At 53.6% G+C, this 17,430-nt stretch carries 17 protein-coding genes; 10 read left to right on the plus strand and 7 right to left on the minus strand.

What is annotated here, in order from left to right; all coding sequences use genetic code 11:
- Positions 1-81 precede the first annotated feature (81 nt).
- The gene (locus TH19_RS09870; protein WP_114102199.1) at positions 82-696 is read right to left on the minus strand and encodes an HAD family hydrolase; all 615 of its coding nucleotides are present in this window, start codon (positions 694-696) and stop codon (positions 82-84) included.
- Positions 697-918: 222 nt separating this feature from the next.
- Between TH19_RS09870 and TH19_RS09875 the strand changes: the two genes are divergently transcribed.
- Positions 919-1,743, plus strand: coding sequence for a dienelactone hydrolase family protein (locus TH19_RS09875; RefSeq protein ID WP_114102200.1), 825 nt, complete (start codon positions 919-921; stop codon positions 1,741-1,743).
- Between the two features lie 84 nt (positions 1,744-1,827).
- On the opposite strand, the gene TH19_RS09880 is transcribed toward TH19_RS09875, so the two are convergent.
- The 3 genes from TH19_RS09880 to TH19_RS09890 form a co-directional block, all read right to left on the minus strand.
- A complete protein-coding gene (locus TH19_RS09880; protein ID WP_114102201.1) occupies positions 1,828-2,598 on the minus strand; it encodes an ABC transporter permease in 771 nt (256 codons plus the stop codon).
- A gap of 18 nt (positions 2,599-2,616) precedes the next feature.
- Positions 2,617-3,402 carry an ABC transporter ATP-binding protein gene (locus TH19_RS09885; RefSeq protein ID WP_114102202.1) on the minus strand — a complete coding sequence of 262 codons (786 nt, stop codon included), beginning with the start codon at positions 3,400-3,402 and terminating at the stop codon, positions 2,617-2,619.
- A 100-nt stretch (positions 3,403-3,502) separates the two neighbouring features.
- Positions 3,503-4,525, minus strand: a complete 1,023-nt coding sequence (locus tag TH19_RS09890; protein WP_114102468.1) for an ABC transporter substrate-binding protein — start codon at positions 4,523-4,525, stop codon at positions 3,503-3,505.
- 281 nt (positions 4,526-4,806) lie between these two features.
- On the opposite strand from TH19_RS09890, the gene TH19_RS09895 reads away from it, so the two are divergent.
- From TH19_RS09895 to TH19_RS09935, 9 genes are all read left to right on the plus strand, one after another.
- Complete coding sequence (locus TH19_RS09895) at positions 4,807-5,526, plus strand: ATP12 family chaperone protein (RefSeq protein WP_258547901.1); 720 nt, start codon at positions 4,807-4,809, stop codon at positions 5,524-5,526.
- Positions 5,527-5,846: 320 nt separating this feature from the next.
- A complete protein-coding gene (locus TH19_RS09900) occupies positions 5,847-7,658 on the plus strand; it encodes a sensor domain-containing protein (protein ID WP_114102204.1) in 1,812 nt (603 codons plus the stop codon).
- Between the two features lie 299 nt (positions 7,659-7,957).
- Positions 7,958-9,490, plus strand: coding sequence for an acyl-CoA carboxylase subunit beta (locus TH19_RS09905; protein WP_114102469.1), 1,533 nt, complete (start codon positions 7,958-7,960; stop codon positions 9,488-9,490).
- A gap of 26 nt (positions 9,491-9,516) precedes the next feature.
- Positions 9,517-11,517, plus strand: coding sequence for an acetyl-CoA carboxylase biotin carboxylase subunit (accC, locus tag TH19_RS09910; RefSeq protein ID WP_114102205.1), 2,001 nt, complete (start codon positions 9,517-9,519; stop codon positions 11,515-11,517).
- A gap of 128 nt (positions 11,518-11,645) precedes the next feature.
- Positions 11,646-12,215, plus strand: coding sequence for a hypothetical protein (locus TH19_RS09915; protein WP_147250748.1), 570 nt, complete (start codon positions 11,646-11,648; stop codon positions 12,213-12,215).
- 187 nt (positions 12,216-12,402) lie between these two features.
- On the plus strand, positions 12,403-13,215 hold the full coding sequence (locus TH19_RS09920; protein WP_114102207.1) for an HAD family hydrolase: 813 nt from the start codon (positions 12,403-12,405) through the stop codon (positions 13,213-13,215).
- A gap of 177 nt (positions 13,216-13,392) precedes the next feature.
- A complete protein-coding gene (locus tag TH19_RS09925; protein ID WP_114102208.1) occupies positions 13,393-13,776 on the plus strand; it encodes a DUF1244 domain-containing protein in 384 nt (127 codons plus the stop codon).
- A 26-nt stretch (positions 13,777-13,802) separates the two neighbouring features.
- Positions 13,803-14,117, plus strand: a complete 315-nt coding sequence (locus TH19_RS09930) for an acylphosphatase (protein WP_114102209.1) — start codon at positions 13,803-13,805, stop codon at positions 14,115-14,117.
- A gap of 172 nt (positions 14,118-14,289) precedes the next feature.
- Positions 14,290-15,144: a 5'-nucleotidase, lipoprotein e(P4) family gene (locus tag TH19_RS09935; RefSeq protein WP_114102210.1), complete on the plus strand. Its 855-nt coding sequence runs from the start codon at positions 14,290-14,292 to the stop codon at positions 15,142-15,144.
- 65 nt (positions 15,145-15,209) lie between these two features.
- On the opposite strand, the gene TH19_RS09940 is transcribed toward TH19_RS09935, so the two are convergent.
- The 3 genes from TH19_RS09940 to TH19_RS09945 are packed head-to-tail and all read right to left on the minus strand — an operon-like array spanning position 15,210 to position 17,419.
- On the minus strand, positions 15,210-15,785 hold the full coding sequence (locus tag TH19_RS09940) for a DUF4336 domain-containing protein (RefSeq protein WP_309471252.1): 576 nt from the start codon (positions 15,783-15,785) through the stop codon (positions 15,210-15,212).
- 3 nt (positions 15,786-15,788) lie between these two features.
- A complete protein-coding gene (locus TH19_RS23065) occupies positions 15,789-15,959 on the minus strand; it encodes a hypothetical protein (RefSeq protein WP_258547903.1) in 171 nt (56 codons plus the stop codon).
- Positions 15,960-16,006: 47 nt separating this feature from the next.
- The gene (locus TH19_RS09945; protein WP_114102211.1) at positions 16,007-17,419 is read right to left on the minus strand and encodes an FAD-binding oxidoreductase; all 1,413 of its coding nucleotides are present in this window, start codon (positions 17,417-17,419) and stop codon (positions 16,007-16,009) included.
- Positions 17,420-17,430 lie beyond the last annotated feature (11 nt).

Consider the following 17,430-nt stretch of genomic DNA (forward strand, 5'->3'; position numbering starts at 1 on the left):
TGACAACGTATTTCAGGACGAGACACAAAAAGAAAAAAGGGCACCAATCGGTGCCCTTTGTCGTCTATGCGAAATGCGCGTCTAGAACAGGCGATCTTCGATCAGTTCGCGCTGCAATTTGACCGGATCGCGGAACCAGTGGGTCATAAAGCCCATTTCGCGTGCCTGCTGGATGTTCTTTTCACTGTCATCAATGAACAGGGTTCGGCGTGGATCAAGTTTGAAACGTTCGCAGACCAGATCGAAAATCCGCGGGTCCGGCTTGGCGAGTTTTTCCTGACCCGATACCAGAATGCCTTCAAAGTGGTTCAGGAACTCGAACCGTTCCAGGGCGTGTGGCCAAGTATCTGCCGACCAGTTGGTCAGGGCAAACAGTCTCACCTTGTTCTTGGCTTTCAGGTCTTCAAGAATGCCGACCGTGCGTTCAATCGGGCCTTTCATCATTTCGGGCCAGCGATCATTCCACGCGGCAATCTGATCGTGATATTCGGGATAGCGGTGCTGTAAATCCAGGACGGATTTAACAAAGCTCAGCGCGCCCTTGTCATGCAGAAAGTTCCAGTGCGGATGGCAAATTTCGGTCAGGAACTTTTCCATTTCTGCCGGGTCGGTGAAAATCTTGCGATACAGGTGTCGCGGGTCCCAATCAACAAGAACGCCGCCAAGATCAAACAAAACAGTCTCGATATCGCGCATGATGTCTCCGTCCGGAAAAAGTCTGTTACGGGATGGTTAAAGCAGTTGTGAAGTACAATCGCAAGATGCAGTTTCTTGAAAGAATGCTGTTGTGGCATGATCTTGAAGGGACAAGGTGGCGTAAAGAAGATGCCGCAGATGACAGGAATGTCATTTGCCAACCGGCAAGACCGTCACGAAAGGTGGATATTCCATAAAACAGGAATCAGAGGAGGCTTGAACATGTGTACCCTTGATGGATGTGGTTCCCACGAACATCTTGGCCCGCCGCCCAAGGCGACAGATGAAGACCGTCGACTGTTTCTCAAAGGGGCTGTTGCCCTGCCGCTTGCTGTAATCCTTGCCGATCCGATGTTGGCCCATGCTGCGGGCGCGATGCTTGATAAAGTCACCATCACCACGCCGGAAGGCGATAAGATGATGGCCGAAATCGCCATGCCGGCAACCCTTCCGGCGCCAACCGTGATCCTGATCCATGAATGGTGGGGATTAAATGATCAGATCCGTGCCGTTGCTGCGGAATATGCCAAGCAGGGCTATATCGCGCTTGCGGTTGATCTTTATGGCCAGCCGCCTGCAACCACGCCGGATGGTGCCAAGGCCCTGATGGCCGGGCTGGATCCGGTCAAGGCGACCCGCAAATTGCAGTCATCGGTCGAGTTTCTGAAAAACCACAAGGACTCAACAGGCAAAGTCGGATCGGTCGGCTGGTGCTTTGGCGGCGGCTGGTCGCTAAATACCGCACTTGCAACCGATGTTGATGCCTCGGTGATCTATTACGGCAATGTCAAAAAGACCCCGGAACAGGTCGCGACCCTGACGGCACCCTTGATGGGGCATTTCGGCACCCTTGATAAAAGCATCAACAAGGAAATGGTCGACGGGTTCGAGCGGTCCCTGCGGATTGCAGGCAAGTCGCTTTATAAAATCTACTGGTATGAAGCCGACCATGCCTTCGCCAATCCAAGTGGCGGGCGTTACGACGGCGAAGACGCCAAACTTGCCTGGGATCGCACCATGGCATTCTTTGGGCATCACTTGTCCTAGGGCAGGGCCGAATGCAAATTGTATGACGAAAAAAGGCCGGGAAAATCCCGGCCTTTCTATTGGTCTGATGATTGCAGATCGGGCTTAGGTGTTCTGATTGCCACGGTTCGCCCATTTGGTCGAACGGCGTTCAATGACGTTGAAAATTTCATACATCGCGATGCCCATCACGGCGATGACCAGAAGGCCGGCAAAGACCAGCGGCATATTGAATTTCGACGATGCGGACAGCATCAGATACCCAACCCCGACATTCGATGCCACGGTTTCGGAAATCACCGATCCGACAAAGGCCAGGGTGATCGCAACCTTAAGCGATGCAAAGAAATAAGGCATTGCACGCGGGAAGCCGACCTTGACCAGAATATCGCGGCGGGTCGCGCCAAGGGATCGCAACACATCGCGCAGTTCCGGTTCAAGGGTTGCAAGTCCGGTGGCGACGTTGACGACAATCGGAAAGAAGGAAATCAGGAAGGCGGTAATGATCGCCGGAACGGTGCCGATGCCGAACCACATGACCAGAACCGGTACAAGCGCAACCTTCGGGACCGAGTTGAAGCCGACCAGAAGCGGGTTGGCCGCATCATAGATCGCCCGGCTGGAACCAACCAGCGCGCCCAGAACCACACCAAACACCACGGCAATGGCAAAGCCTGCAAGGGTTGTATAAAGCGTATGAACCGCATGCATCCAGATCGCTTCATGGAACTGCCAGCCGACAATGATGCTTTCGGACGGGGTTGGCAGGACATAGGGCGGAATGTTGAAAATCCGCACGATCAATTCCCACAGGACGAACAGGCCAATTGCACTAAGCCACGGGGTTGCTTTGGTAAAATTGAATTTCTTTTTCATGGTATCTGCCCGCCCTTCTTAGGATTCTCGCACGTCACGGATGTGACTGCGCAGTTCATGGACAAGGTCGGTGAATGGCTGGGTAAAGGTGGTTTCCTGATCGCGCGGGCGGGGCAGGGTGTTATCACGTGCCACCAGAATTTTGCCCGGACGTTTGGACATCACATAAATGGTGTCGGCCAGATAGGCCGCTTCGCGCAGATCATGGGTCACCAGAATGACGGTAAAGGGACGCACCATCCAAAGGTTTTGCAAGATGTCCCAAAGTTCTTCGCGGGTGAAGGCATCAAGCGCGCCAAACGGTTCGTCAAGCATCAGAAGATCCGGCTCATGGATCAGCGACCGGCACAATGATGCGCGCTGCTGCATGCCGCCGGACAGTTCCCACGGATATTTGTCTTCGTGGCCCTGAAGGCCGACACTTGCCAGAAGTTTGCGTGCGCGTTCTTCGTATTCGGCGCGATGTTTGCGCAGGCGATTGCGGTGTGGCTTGACGATTTCCATCGGCAGCAGAACGTTATCAAGCGTCGTGCGCCAAGGCAGCAGCGTCGGGTTCTGGAACGCCATGCCGACGATTTTAAGCGGGCCGCTGACTTCCTTGTTATCGACAATGACATTGCCCTCGGATGGGGGCATCAGACCGGAAACCAGTTTCAGCAACGAAGATTTGCCACAGCCCGACGGACCGACAACGGCAATGAATTCCCCCTTGCCGATCTTCATGTTGGTGGTTTCAAGTGCTAGTTCGTCGCCTTCGCTATAGCGCAGCCTGACGTTGTTGAGTTCGACAAAGCTCTTCGACACTGCGGTAATTTCCCCTGCTTGTCTTGATCGTTCTTATAATTGAACTTTTGCGAGTGCATGGAAAACCGGGGCGGAAAACCGCCCCGGTTGACAGGATGACTTACTTGATTTTGCGGTCTTCTGCGCCCGGCATGAAGACGTCGGTGAAGACGTCACCAACGGTCGGTTTCTTTTCAAAACCGAATGCCAGTGCGACCTGATCGATGGCCTTGGCCATACGGTCGGTTTTGACCAGACCCATGCCGTTGGCAAGGGTGTCCGGGGTGACGACGTTTTCATCAATCGCCATCTGAAGACGCTGCAATTCAAGCGCCGGGTCAATCAGCGGATCGACTTCTTTAAGGGCGTCGATGGCCGATGCCGGATCGGCAATCGCCGCACGCCAGCCTTTAACAACACCGCGCAGGAAGGCACGCAGTTCTTCCGGATGTTTTTCCATCATGTCAGGCGATGCCAGAAGGCCGTTGCCATAGAAGTCCATGCCGAAATCCTTGTATTGGAAAACGGTCAGGTCATCTTTGGTCACACCCTGTGCCTGAAGGTTCAGGATCGAGGTGAAATAGTGACCGGAAATCGCGTCAACATCACCGCGGACCAGCATCGGTTCGCGCAGCGGCGGGTCCATGCTTTCCCAGGTGACGGCATCAAGTGCAAGGCCGGTTGCGGATGCAAATGCCGGATAGAGTTTGCGCGATGCGTCAAATACCGGTGCGCCAAGCTTTTTGCCAATCAGGTCTTCCGGTTTGGTGATGCCCGATTTCTTAAGCATGAACAGCGAGAAGGGCGGGCGGTCATACACCATGAAGATCGACTTCATGGCGCGATCGGGGTTCGATGCGTTGAATTCGACCAGCGAGTTGATGTCGGCAAGCGAAACGTCATAGGCACCGCTGGCAACGCGGGTGATCGCACCGACCGAGCCGTTGCCCGAATCAATGGTGACATCAAGGCCTTCTTCTTCGAAGTAGCCATTCTTCTTTGCCAGAATATAAGGCGCTGCCGGACCTTCGAATTTCCAGTCGAGCGAGAATTTGATCGCCATTTCAGCCATGGCCGAATGTGCGCCAAGTGCAACTGCGGCACCAAGTGCAGCACCCAAAAGTCGATTTGTGAAAGTTGTCATTTGTTGTGAAGCCTCCTGTATCGGGTCTGTTGTGCGACCCTGCAACCGAATAATCCCCTGATGACACAGCAATTCATATGCCATGTCGCGAACGCGCCCGCTTTGTTGCGGATTTGTAATCTTCACGAAACAGAGTAGAGTTGTTTATTATTTGGTCAATGGGGCAATTTGATCAAAAATTATACAGAAATTTTTGATAATCGCCCAAACAGCGATCTCGGCATGGTGGTCCGTTATGAAAACCCCTTGCGTCATGCGCCGCTTTTAGGCATATGGCGATCATGATTACAAAATCGATCAATCGCTTCTATAAAAAAGCCGAGGCTGCTGTGGATGACAGCGGTTCGGGTTGGCGCGTGCATCTTGACGGTCGCGCGGTAAAATCCCCTGCAAAGGCAGAGTTTCTGTTGCCTTCCGAGGTTCTGGCGCGCGAAGTCGCTGCGGAATGGGATGCGCAGGGCGAAAAGGTTCAACCCGCGACCATGCCGATCATGCAATTGGCGGCAACTGCCATTGACCGGGTCGGGCCAAATCGCGACGCCGTTATTGCAGAATTGACCGGTTACGGCCGGTCTGACCTGTTGTGCTATCGGGCATCATTCCCCGAAGACCTGATCGAACGTCAGGCCAAGGCATGGCAGCCGTTGCTTGATTGGGCAAAGAATGACCTTGGTGTCACGCTTGCTGTGACCGAAGGTGTGATGCCGATCACACAGGACGATGCTTCGCTGCTGCGTTTGCAGGAACATGTCGAGAGTTTCGATGATTATTATCTGACCGCGCTGCACAGCCTGACCACGGTTTCGGGTTCAGTGATCATTGGTCTTGCGGTCATGAACCGTAAAATCGATGCACAGCGGGCCTTTGAATGCGCGATGCTTGATGAGGAATACGCCATCGAGCAATGGGGTGAGGACGCCGAAGCCGTTGCGCGTCGCGACCGTCACAAGGCAGAGCTGCTTGCGACCGGACGTTATCTTGATTTGCTGGCCGGAGTTTGACGGGGCCGCTATCCGCATCATATTAACGACGCAAAATCGAAGTTGGAGGGGCAGGAAACTGCCCCTTTTTTCATGTCTGGTTTTCCGAATGCCATGGTCCGTGGCGATGTGATCATGGTCGCATCTGTGATGTTTCCGGCGAAAAATGCGCATCACATGACATCCTTCGGTGGTATAAGTATTCGACGATGATTATATACTGTAGTATTAGGTTTTAAATTCGCTCCGGCGAGGAGAGGGGCAGGTGGCATTGCGCGTTATACGGAACTGACGTGCGTGGAGTGCTCAGCCCCGAACCTTCATCTGAGCGCTGGACCCTGATGGCGGATATATTTGCTGAAATGTCGATTGCGCGCATGAAACAACCTGGTTTGACAAGCTCATTGCGAGATGCCGAGAGCCGCTATAAGCGGTTGCTTGACGCATTGGCCGAGGGCGTTGTTGTGCATGACGCATCCGGCGCGATTGTCGAGTTTAATGATGCTGCTCTTTCGATATTGGGGCTGTCCCGTGAAGAACTGATCGGGGCAACACCGATCGATCCGCGCTGGAGCTGCGTTAAGGCAGACGGATCGCCATTCCCCGGCGAAGAACATCCGGCCGCACGGGTGCTTGTCACGCATCAGCGTGAATCAGATGTAGTGATGGGGGTTAATCAGCCTGATGGCACTTTTACCTGGATCCGCATCAATGCAGAACCTTTGTTCCGCGAAGACAGCAACGCCTTTGACGGGGTCATCGTTTCATTTGCCGATATCAATGCCGTCAAACAGGCCGAGGTTGCGGTGAAGGAGCGCGAGCGTCTGTATCGACAGATGTTTAAAAATACGCGGTCTGTGAACCTGTTAATCGATCCGGTTGACGGGCGTATAGTTGATGCCAGCAACGCCGCCAAGGCCTTCTACGGATTTGAAGGCGATGGATTGATCGGGTTCAGTATTCTGGATCTGAACATTAATGGCGCTGGTGATGTCAAAAAGCATATTGCGGATGTGCTGAATGGCGGCGCCGCAAGTTTTGATGTGCAGCACCGTCTTGCCAATGGACTGGTGCGCGATATTCAGATCAATGCCGGGTTGGTCGAGCTTGATGAACGCCAATTCATCCACTCGACAAACTTTGACGTCACGGACCGCAAAAATTATGAGCGCCAGCTTGTTGATGTGAATTGTGCGCTATCTGCGGAACGCCAGCGTCTGGACGAAATTATCTGGGGCACCAATGTCGGAACCTGGGAATGGCATGTTCAAACCGGCGAGGTGCGCTTTAACGAAAGATGGGCCGATATTATCGGATATGGCCTAAGCGAGCTTGCGCCGATCAGCATCGAAACCTGGATAGGTCATTGTCATCCCGACGATCTGGAGCAGTCCAATGCGCGCCTTCAGCGGGTTTTTTCCGGCGAGGATGACTATTATGAATGCGAATGCCGGATGTTGCATAAATCCGGTCACTGGGTTTGGGTTCTGGATCGTGGCAAGGTCGTGGAGTGGGATCACGAAGGCAACCCGGTTCGTATGTCGGGTACGCATTCCGATATTACGCCGTCAAAAACGGTCGAGGCCGAAATCCGTCGTCTGGCGCAAACCGATCAGTTAACCGGTCTTGCCAACCGCTATCAGTTCAATGCCATGTTGTCGCATATCGTGCAGATGAACCGCCGATACAACAAGAATGTCGTTCTGATGTTGCTTGATCTTGATTACTTCAAGGCGGTCAATGACACATTCGGGCATCCGGTTGGGGACAAGCTTTTGGTGCGGGTTGGTGAAATCATCAAAACCCATTCGCGCGATGCGGATGTTGTCGCGCGGTTGGGTGGTGATGAATTTGCGATTATTTTGCCAATGATCGAGGATGTCGCTGATGCTGCTACACCAGCACAGCGGATGATCGACGAGATTTCACTGCCCCATATGATTGATGGCCATGAAATTCGGGTCGGTGCCAGTATCGGTATTTCGACTTGTGAGGGCGGCGAAAGTGACCCCGAGGCGATCTATAGTGACGCGGATCGGGCGCTTTATCGGGCCAAGGCATGTGGGCGTAACAAATATTGTTTCCACAAGTCCGGTTCGTCCGAGAATTGTGATGAATGCGCCCATATTCTGTGCGGTGACAAACAACCGTGATCTGCTGTGTTGCCGGTGCAGTTTGTGTGTTGCGCGTTGTGCCGGGTGTGGCTTGTTGCCAGGGCGTGCGCCGTTTTGCGATGCTATTGATCATCGGCGGCCCTAGACTTTAGTCCTGCTTCTTCTCACATATTGCAATGACTCTAGGGAATTCAGGTGCTTGCGCCAGTTTTTGGTGTGTCTGAAAACTGTTAAAAATAATTGGCATTCCAGTACCGAATAATGCTATTTCATTTCTCAGGACGCGCACATTGGGCGAAATGTGCATGCACGCCCGATCACAGCAAGGAAAACGCAAGATGCAAGATATCATCGCCAAGCTCGAAGCGAAACGCGCCGAAGCCGCCATGGGCGGTGGCCAGCGCCGCATTGATAATCAGCACGCCAAAGGCAAGCTTACCGCACGTGAGCGCCTTGATGTGTTGCTTGATGAAGGTTCCTTCGAAGAATGGGATATGTTTGTCGAACATGATTGTGTGGATTTCGGCATGACCGAAAACCGCATCCCGGGCGATGGTGTTGTCACCGGACATGGCACGATCAACGGTCGCCTTGTCTTTGTGTTCTCGCAGGATTTCACGGTGTTTGGTGGCGCACTTTCCGGTGCCCATGCGCGCAAGATCGGCAAGATCATGGATCAGGCGATGAAGGTCGGCGCGCCGGTGATTGGCCTTAATGATTCGGGTGGTGCCCGTATTCAGGAAGGGGTCGAAAGTCTTGCCGGTTACGCCGATGTATTTCAACGCAATGTCGAGGCATCCGGCGTTATTCCCCAAATTTCGCTGATCATGGGGCCATGTGCCGGTGGTGCGGTTTATAGCCCGGCCATGACCGACTTTATCTTCATGGTCAAGGACAGCTCCTATATGTTCGTCACGGGGCCGGATGTGGTCAAAACCGTGACCCACGAAGAAGTCACCCACGAACAGCTTGGCGGCGCGTCAACCCATACCTCGGTTTCGGGGGTTGCGGACCTTGCCTTTGACAACGATGTCGATCTGTTGCTTCAGACCCGTCGTTTCATGGACTTCCTGCCGCTCTGTAATAAGGAAGACCCGCCAGCACATCTGTGCGAAGACCCGATCACGCGCGATGATTTCTCGCTTGATACGCTGGTGCCTGAAAACCCCAACATGCCCTATGACATGAAGGAACTGATTGCAAAGATCGTCGATGAAGGCGACTTCTTTGAAATTCAGCCCGACTACGCCAAAAACATCATCATTGGCATGGCACGCATGGATGGCCGGACGGTTGGTGTGGTTGCCAACCAGCCGATGGTTCTGGCCGGGTGCCTTGATATCGATAGCTCCAAAAAGGCCGCGCGCTTTGTTCGGTTCTGCGATGCCTATAACATTCCGATTGTTACCCTTGTCGATGTTCCGGGCTTCATGCCGGGCACCGCACAGGAATATGGCGGGATCATCAAGCATGGTGCCAAACTTCTTTATGCCTATGCCGAGGCAACGGTGCCAAAAGTCACAGTGATCACGCGCAAGGCCTATGGCGGGGCTTATGACGTTATGGCGTCCAAGCATCTGCGTGGTGATGTCAACTATGCCTGGCCGACGGCGGAAATCGCAGTGATGGGGCCAAAGGGGGCAGTGGAAATCATCTTCCGGTCTGACATGAATGACCCGGCCAAGATCGAAGCCCGCACCGAGGAATATCGCGAAAAATTCGCCAACCCGTTTGTCGCGGGTCGCAAGGGCTTTATCGATGATGTCATCATGCCGCATGGCACCCGTCGCCGTGTTTGCAAGGCGTTGGGCATGCTGCGCAACAAAGACATCAAGAACCCTGAAAAGAAACACGGCAATATTCCGTTGTAAGCCGCAAGACATATTGGGAGACATCCATGTTTTCGAAAATCCTGATTGCCAACCGCGGTGAAATTGCCTGCCGTGTGATCAAATCAGCCCGCAAAATGGGCATCAAAACCGTCGCGGTTTATTCCGATGCGGATAAAGCTGCCCTGCATGTGCAGATGGCCGACGAGGCCGTGCATATCGGCCCGGCCCCGACCAATCAGTCCTATTTGATCATCGAGCGGATCATCGAGGCCTGCAAATCCACCGGGGCCGAGGCCGTTCATCCGGGCTATGGCTTCCTTTCGGAAAATCAGGCCTTTGCCAAGGCGCTTGATGCTGCAAACATTGCCTTTATCGGCCCGCCGAATGGCGCGATTGCCGCGATGGGTGATAAAATCACGTCCAAGAAAATTGCCGCTGATGCCGGGGTTTCGACCGTTCCGGGCTATATGGGCGTCATCAAGGATACCGAGGAGGCGATCAAAATCGCCAATGAAATCGGTTATCCGGTAATGCTTAAGGCATCGGCTGGCGGTGGCGGTAAGGGCATGCGCATTGCGCGCAATGACGCCGAATGCCGCGAAGGGTTCGAACGTGCAACCTCCGAAGCTGCAAGCTCGTTCGGGGATGACCGGGTCTTTGTCGAAAAATTCGTCGAAGAACCGCGCCATATTGAAATTCAGGTTCTGGCCGACAAGCACGGCAATGCGATCTATCTCGGCGAACGTGAATGTTCCATTCAGCGCCGCCATCAGAAGGTCGTCGAAGAAGCCCCGTCACCCTTCATCGATCCGGCAACCCGCAAGGCTATGGGCGAACAGGCCGTGGCACTGGCGCGGGCGGTTGATTACTGCTCGGCCGGGACGGTGGAATTCATCGTCGACAAGGACAAGAATTTCTACTTCCTTGAAATGAACACCCGCCTTCAGGTCGAACATCCGGTAACCGAACTTGTCACCGGACAGGACCTTGTCGAATGGATGATCAAGATCGCCGATGGTCAGGAACTGACCCTTAAGCAGGATGACGTAACATTGACCGGCTGGGCGATGGAAACCCGCGTCTATGCCGAAGACCCGTTCCGTGAATTCCTGCCCTCTACCGGTCGTCTGGTGAAATATCAGCCGCCAGAGGAAAGTGCGACGGTGCGTGTCGATACCGGCGTCTATGAAGGCGGCGAGATTTCGATGTATTACGATCCGATGGTCGCCAAACTGATCACCTATGGCGAGACGCGCGATCAGGCGATTGATGAAATGCGTGCTGCCCTTGATGGCTATTACATCCGTGGCATTTCGCACAACATCCCGTTCCTGGCCGCCGTGATGGCCAACAAACGATTTCAGGATGCCAATATCACCACCAACTTCATTGCCGAAGAATATCCGGACGGTTTCTCGTCCGATGATCTTCCTGATGAAGATCCGTCGACCCTTGTCGTCGTCGCAGCCTACCTTAATCAGCGCTATGCCGAACGCAATTCCGGCATTACCGGCCAAATCAGCGATCACCCGATCAAGGTTGCTGAAAGCTGGGTCGCGGTAAGTGGCGATGACCACACGCCGTTTGATATCGAGTTTGATGGTGTTAATGGCGATTACATTGTTGCCATCGGGGATCGTAGTTACGGCGTGGTGTCGGACTGGAAGATCGGCAATCCGATGTTTGTCGGTGAAATTGATGGCGCGCCGGTTTGTGTGCAGATCGATATCGAAGGCATTGGCTTCCGCCTGGCGTCAAATGGTGTTCAGCGCAGCTTCAAAGTCCTTCTGCCCCGCGTGGCCGAGCTTCAGAAACTGATGCCGTTCAAGGCACCGCCAGACATGTCGAACTTCCTGCAATCACCGATGCCGGGTCTTTTGGTCAAGGTCTCCGTAACCGAAGGCCAGACCGTTCAGCCGGGGCAGGAGCTTTGCATCCTTGAAGCGATGAAGATGGAAAACGTGCTGAAAGCCGAAAGCAAAGGCGTGGTCAAAAAAATCCATGCCGAGCAGGGGGCGAACCTGTCAGTCGATGCCATCATCATCGAGTTCGAAAAAGACGAGTAAGCCACCTGTTCCCTCTTGGGTGATGCTTGATCGGGCGCTGACTGGAAACGGTCAGCGCCTTTTTGCGTTGTGCTTAGGCTACGTTTATATTGACAGCGTCATCATATGGCTCTTGAGAAGGACGTGCAGTGAACGGAATCTCCTGCCATCGCGTTACTGTTTGGTATCTGGAAGAATGCCTTTTCCACCTTTCAAGGCGGAAAAGGCATGTGGGGGCGTTGGTGCTTGCAAATAAGAGCATGAGCACAGCACTAATCAATGCTGCTACAGCGACGATATCCGATCGTGATGCGTCTATAGCTTTCACCGAAAAAGCAAACGCAGCTTTAAAGTCGCAAGACGTGATGAAGGAGTACCAAATCCTAGATCGTTCGCGGCACAATTTCTTGAGGACTGAAGTTAAAGGGGGCAGAGAAGTGCTGATTCTTGCTCTGACTCACGGTGCATTTGGTGGAGATTTCTCTGAGGAGGATGAGGTGGTTCTAAATGAACTGAAGTTGGTCCGTGATCTGATCGAACACCCTAGGCCTTTAGAGCATGCATTCGATGATGAGTTTTTGCTTAGAGGTATTCGGAAGGGTGTGGAAATAATTCGGAGATTTGACTTTTCGCCAGAAGTTTCAAGGTCCGCTCAAATAGTCTCAGCGGTCGACGATGTTGAGCTTGCTTGCAATGCCATCTCGAATGGAGGTGCTTAGTTGCTCAGTACCTTTTGTTCTAGCCTGTTCACACACTTGCTTTTTCAACCCCTTTCGATGTGCGCCTGCGAATATTAAATACAGATAACGGGGCTTTACGGCGGGTTTGCGCTGCCATATGGTCGCAAATCGAGGCTGTTACTTCCTGATGAACACGGCCATCCAATAACAAGAAACGAGGCGTAGAATGTATAAACTGATTGCTTTTGATGGCGACGATACCCTGTGGCACAACGAGCCACTTTTCCGCGAAGCACATGTTCAGTTGCGCGAAATGTTAAGCCACTATGTCCCGGCCGATCAGGTTGACGACCGGCTCTATCAGGCCGAACTGGCGAACCTTTCGATCTATGGCTACGGGGTGACGGGCTTTACCCTGTCAATGATCGAAACAGCGATCGAACTTTCTGATCGCAAGATCAGTGCCGAAGATATTCACAAACTTGCCGAGATCGGCAAATCCATGTTGCGCGCGCCGACCCGTATCATTGACGGTGCGGCCGATGTGTTGCGCCATTATGCTGATAATCCGCGCTATAAGGTGGTTCTGATCACCAAGGGCGATCTGATTGCCCAGCAGCTTAAAATCGACCGTTCCGGGTTCGAGGATCTGTTTGACGGGATCGAGATTGTCTCGGAAAAGGATCCGCTGACCTATCGCAATATCTTTGGCCGCTATGGCGTGGAACCCGAAGACGCGATCATGATCGGCAATTCGATGAAGTCCGATATCCTGCCGGTCCTTGCGTGCGGTGGGGCTGCGATCCACATTCCCTATGAAATCACCTGGGTTCATGAAATGGTCGATCAGACCGAAATTGAAAACCAGAACTTTGTCACGGCCGAAGGCATTGCCGACGTTCCGGCCATGATCGAGCAACTTGAACAACATCGAACAAGGGTTCAGACTCACTCAAACTATAGCATCGGCAACTGTGGTGACAGTGAGATACAAGGAACCCCCGGCAGAGCGGGGCTGGCCCCCGGTCAAGGGGGGTGACGATGGAGGTTGCTGTCACCACAGTTGTCTACTGATCGACCGGATTTGCACGGACTGCTGTGTCGCCAGACATTGAAAGATGTATATCTTCCTGCTGTCTGGCTCCTAGCATCCACACAAATCCGGTCGACCGATGCCATAGTTTGAGTGAGTCTGAACCCTAAGGAAGTATGGAACATGTCTGATTGCGCCGGTTCTGAAATGTCGACGGCGGCCGTTCTGGCCAATGGCCCGGCAGCCGATCTTGATCCGCAAACCAAACTGGAACTTGAAGCAGCGGCCTTTCGCGGGCTTGTCATGCATCTTCAGGATCGCAAGGATGTCCAGAATATTGATCTGATGAACCTTGCCGGTTTCTGCCGCAACTGTCTGGCCAAATGGTATCTGGCCGCCGCACGCGAAAAGGGTGTGGCGATGGATTATGACGGGACCCGCGAAGTTGTGTACGGCATGACCTATGACGAATGGAAGGACAACCATCAGGCCCCCGCATCCGACGAACAGAAACAGAAATTCGTCGATACAGCCCATCTTCATGCCAAAATTCCGGGCGCGAAGTAATCTGTGTCCGGTGAAGGAAGTTTTTGATGAATGATACCCGTCCCGATCCTGTAACCGGTACCGGCAATATTTCCGTGCATGCGCGGATCGAAGGCCGGGTGCAAGGTGTGTGGTATCGGGCATGGACCGTCGAAGAAGCTCGCAAGCGCGGCCTGACCGGCTGGGTGCGCAACCGCACCGATGGCACGGTCGAGGCCGTGTTTTGTGGGCCGGTGGATGTCGTGAAATCCATGATCCTTGCATGTCAGGACGGGCCGCCAAATGCACGGGTGGATCGCATTCATGAGGAACCGGCTCTTGAAGACGGGTTTGCGTCGTTCGAGAAGCGTCCGACGGCCTGAAGGAACGCCAACGACGTTCCGTGGCGTCATTTTCAAACTGCATGCAAAAGCCTTTTTCCAAGACGAATTGGAAAAAGGCTTTTTATTTGGTGCGGTGCGGTGGCATGCTGTTGAAATCCTGTCTGGATGGTCAGCATCTATCCGGTCGGGAAATCAATCAGGGAGAATACAAATGACCTTTATCGCGAAATCATTCGGTGTGGCTGCCATCGTTGCGACCACTGCCTTGTGTGCGGTTGGTGCGCAGGCACAAGAACCGGCACAGAATGACGGTTTGAACGGAACACTTTGGTTGCAGACCTCGGTCGAATACAAAACGACTGCAATGTCGGTATATGCCGGTGCGACCCGTTTACTGAGTGATGCCATTGGCGATCACAGCTGGACGGCTGCGATTGAACAGGACGGCAACTATATGTCCAAACCGCCGGCGATCATTCTTGATCTTGACGAGACGGTTCTGGATAACTCCAAGTACCAGTCCTGGGTTGTGACCGAAAAAACCTATTACAGCTCCAAGACCTGGGCGAAATTCGTCCATGATATGGTTTCAACCCCGACCCCGGGCGCGCTTGAATTTACCAAGGCTGCTGCTGCCAAAGGGGTAGAGGTATTCTATGTATCCAACCGCAAGGCACCGGAAGAAGCCCCGACCATCGAGAACCTGAAAAAATACGGCTTCCCGTATGCAGATGAAAAACACGTCATGCTGCGCGGCGAGATTGATGCCTGGGGATCGAACAAAACGTCGCGTCGTCAAGCGGTTGCCGATGATTATCGTGTGATCATGCAGTTCGGGGACAATTTCGGCGACTTCACCGACGAGATTGACGGCACCATCGCAGAACGTCTCGAAGTGATGGAAAAATACGCCGATTATTGGGGTGAACGCTGGTTCATGCTTCCGAACCCGAGCTATGGCTCGTGGGAAGAAGCCGCCTTTGGTGGTGACTGGAAAAAGTCGGGCGACGAACGCCGCCAGAACAAGCTTGATGCCATGGACCCGTGGGCCGGTCCGGGCGAATAAGCCATCCATTGATATCGTGAACGTGAAAGGGCGTCTTGCGGAACGCCCTTTTGTATTTGTAGCGGTTATTTCAGGACCCAGCGAAACGCACGTTTCAGTTCAGCCACTGCATTATCCTGATACCAGCGCCCATGGGCCAGAATGACCCGTTTTGGGTTCCAGCCAATCATGGTTTCAACGCATTTGCGGACATGGCCGCGATGCCCGATAAAGGTCGCACGCATATCGCGCGGGGCCGATCCATCGGGATCCATGGTGCCGAAAAGACGGACCATAAATCGCCAGAACGGGCTTTTGATCTTCTGTGGTTCGAAATTCTCGATCAGATCGGTCAGGATCAGGGTTTGCGATGCTTTATGGAAAAACACTGCTTCATTCAGGTAGCTGCCGCGCACCAGGACCTGTTGGATGTCATCTGCCCAATCTGTTTCGGCACTATCGGCCAACTCGCCGTCAAACCGAACAGCGATGCCAACCAATTTGGCGCGCTTGATCACGCCGGGCGCACAAAATGCAACGGCCTTGGGATAGGTTTTTTGCCAATCCGGTACGCCTGCATAATGGATGGTGTTTGAGGCAATCAGCCAAGTGACCTCGCCCAACGCATCAACGGCCTCCTTAAGCTCATCTGTCAGGCGAATGGGCTAATGCACAAATAACCGGTTTCCCGAAAGACGCACGATGGTCATCCGGGTCGGAAAGGGCATCGAAAACCCGAAATTCTGAAACCCGATCACCGGACCATCAATGATCCAGATATTGTCATCAATCTGTTTGGGGACATCAAGCGGGGCATAGGTATCGACAGAGAACATGGGGCTTGTCTCCGGTTCAATGGGGCAGTGGGACGCATGTGTAAGGATTACACAACTTTACCGGGATTGAACCTATCATCGGGATCGATTGCTGTCTTGATTGCGCGCAGCAATTTCATCTTTTCGTCACTGGCATAGTGGGCAAGCTCGTCACGTTTAAGCTGCCCGATCCCGTGTTCGGCACTGATTGACCCGCCAAGATCGGCGACAATGTCGTGAATGACGCTATTCAGGCTTTCCCAGCGGGCCAGATATTTGGACTTTTCCATATCGACAGGCTGGCTGAAATTGAAATGGATATTGCCATCGCCCACATGGCCAAACGGGCAGGGGCGAATGCCCGGGATCAGGGCCTTGGCCGCGGCAATGCCGCGAACCAGAAGATCGGGAACCTTTGATACCGGAACCGATACATCATGCTTGATTGATCCACCTTCAAATCCCTGGGCGTCGGGGATGCCTTCGCGGATCGCCCACAGATTGGCGCGCTGCTTTTCCGACTGGGCAATGGTGGCATCGGTGGCAAGGCCGATTTCAACCGCATTGCCCAGAAGGTCAACCAGAAGCGTCTGTAAATCATCATCGGGGCGTGATGATGTCAGTTCGATCAAAACATGCCAGTCGGTCTTGGTGGCAAGCGGACGCGTCAGGCCCTTAAGGTAGGTCACAGACATGTCATGGGCGAAACCGCTCATCAGTTCAAAGGCGGCAATACCATCCCCGGAATGGCGGCGCGCCAATGCCAAAATATCAATCGCACAGTCCGGCGACGGCACGGCAAGCCAAGCGGTGGCGATGTGTTTTGGCTGCGCAAACAGCTTCAGCGTCGCCTTGGTGATAATGCCCAGCGTACCCTCGGCCCCGATAAACAGATCGCGCAGGTCATAGCCGGTATTGTCCTTGCGCAGCTTGGAAAGCCCGTTCCAGATGCTGCCATCGGGCAGGACAACTTCAAGACCAAGGCACAATTCACGCGCATTGCCATATCGGATCACGTTCAAGCCACCGGCATTGGTGGCAAGGTTGCCACCAATCTGACAGGTCCCCTCCGCGCCAAGCGACAGGGGAAACAAAAGATCATGCTTGGCACAGGCTTCCTGAATGGTTTGCAGGATCGCACCGGCCTCGACCGTGGCTGTGAAGTCGCGTTCATCGATTTCGATGACTTTGTTCATGCGTTTCAGGTTCAACAAAACCTGCTTTGACGTCGCAACTGCACCGCCGCACCGCCCGGTATTGCCGCCTTGCGGGACAATTGCGATATTGTGTTTGGCACAGATGGCAACGGCCCTGGCGACTTCATCAGTGCTTGCCGGAAACAGGATCAGCTCTGCCTGACCTTTGAACTTGCCACGTGCCTCGGCATTATGGGGGGCCAGAACGTCAAGATCGGTGCTCCAGCCCTTGGGGCCAAGCAGGTCTTTCAGATCATTGATCACGCTGTCTGGCAAAAAGGGCATTGCAGAATCCG

It is taken from the genome of Thalassospira profundimaris, assembly GCF_003326675.1.
Taxonomy (GTDB): domain Bacteria; phylum Pseudomonadota; class Alphaproteobacteria; order Rhodospirillales; family Thalassospiraceae; genus Thalassospira; species Thalassospira aquimaris.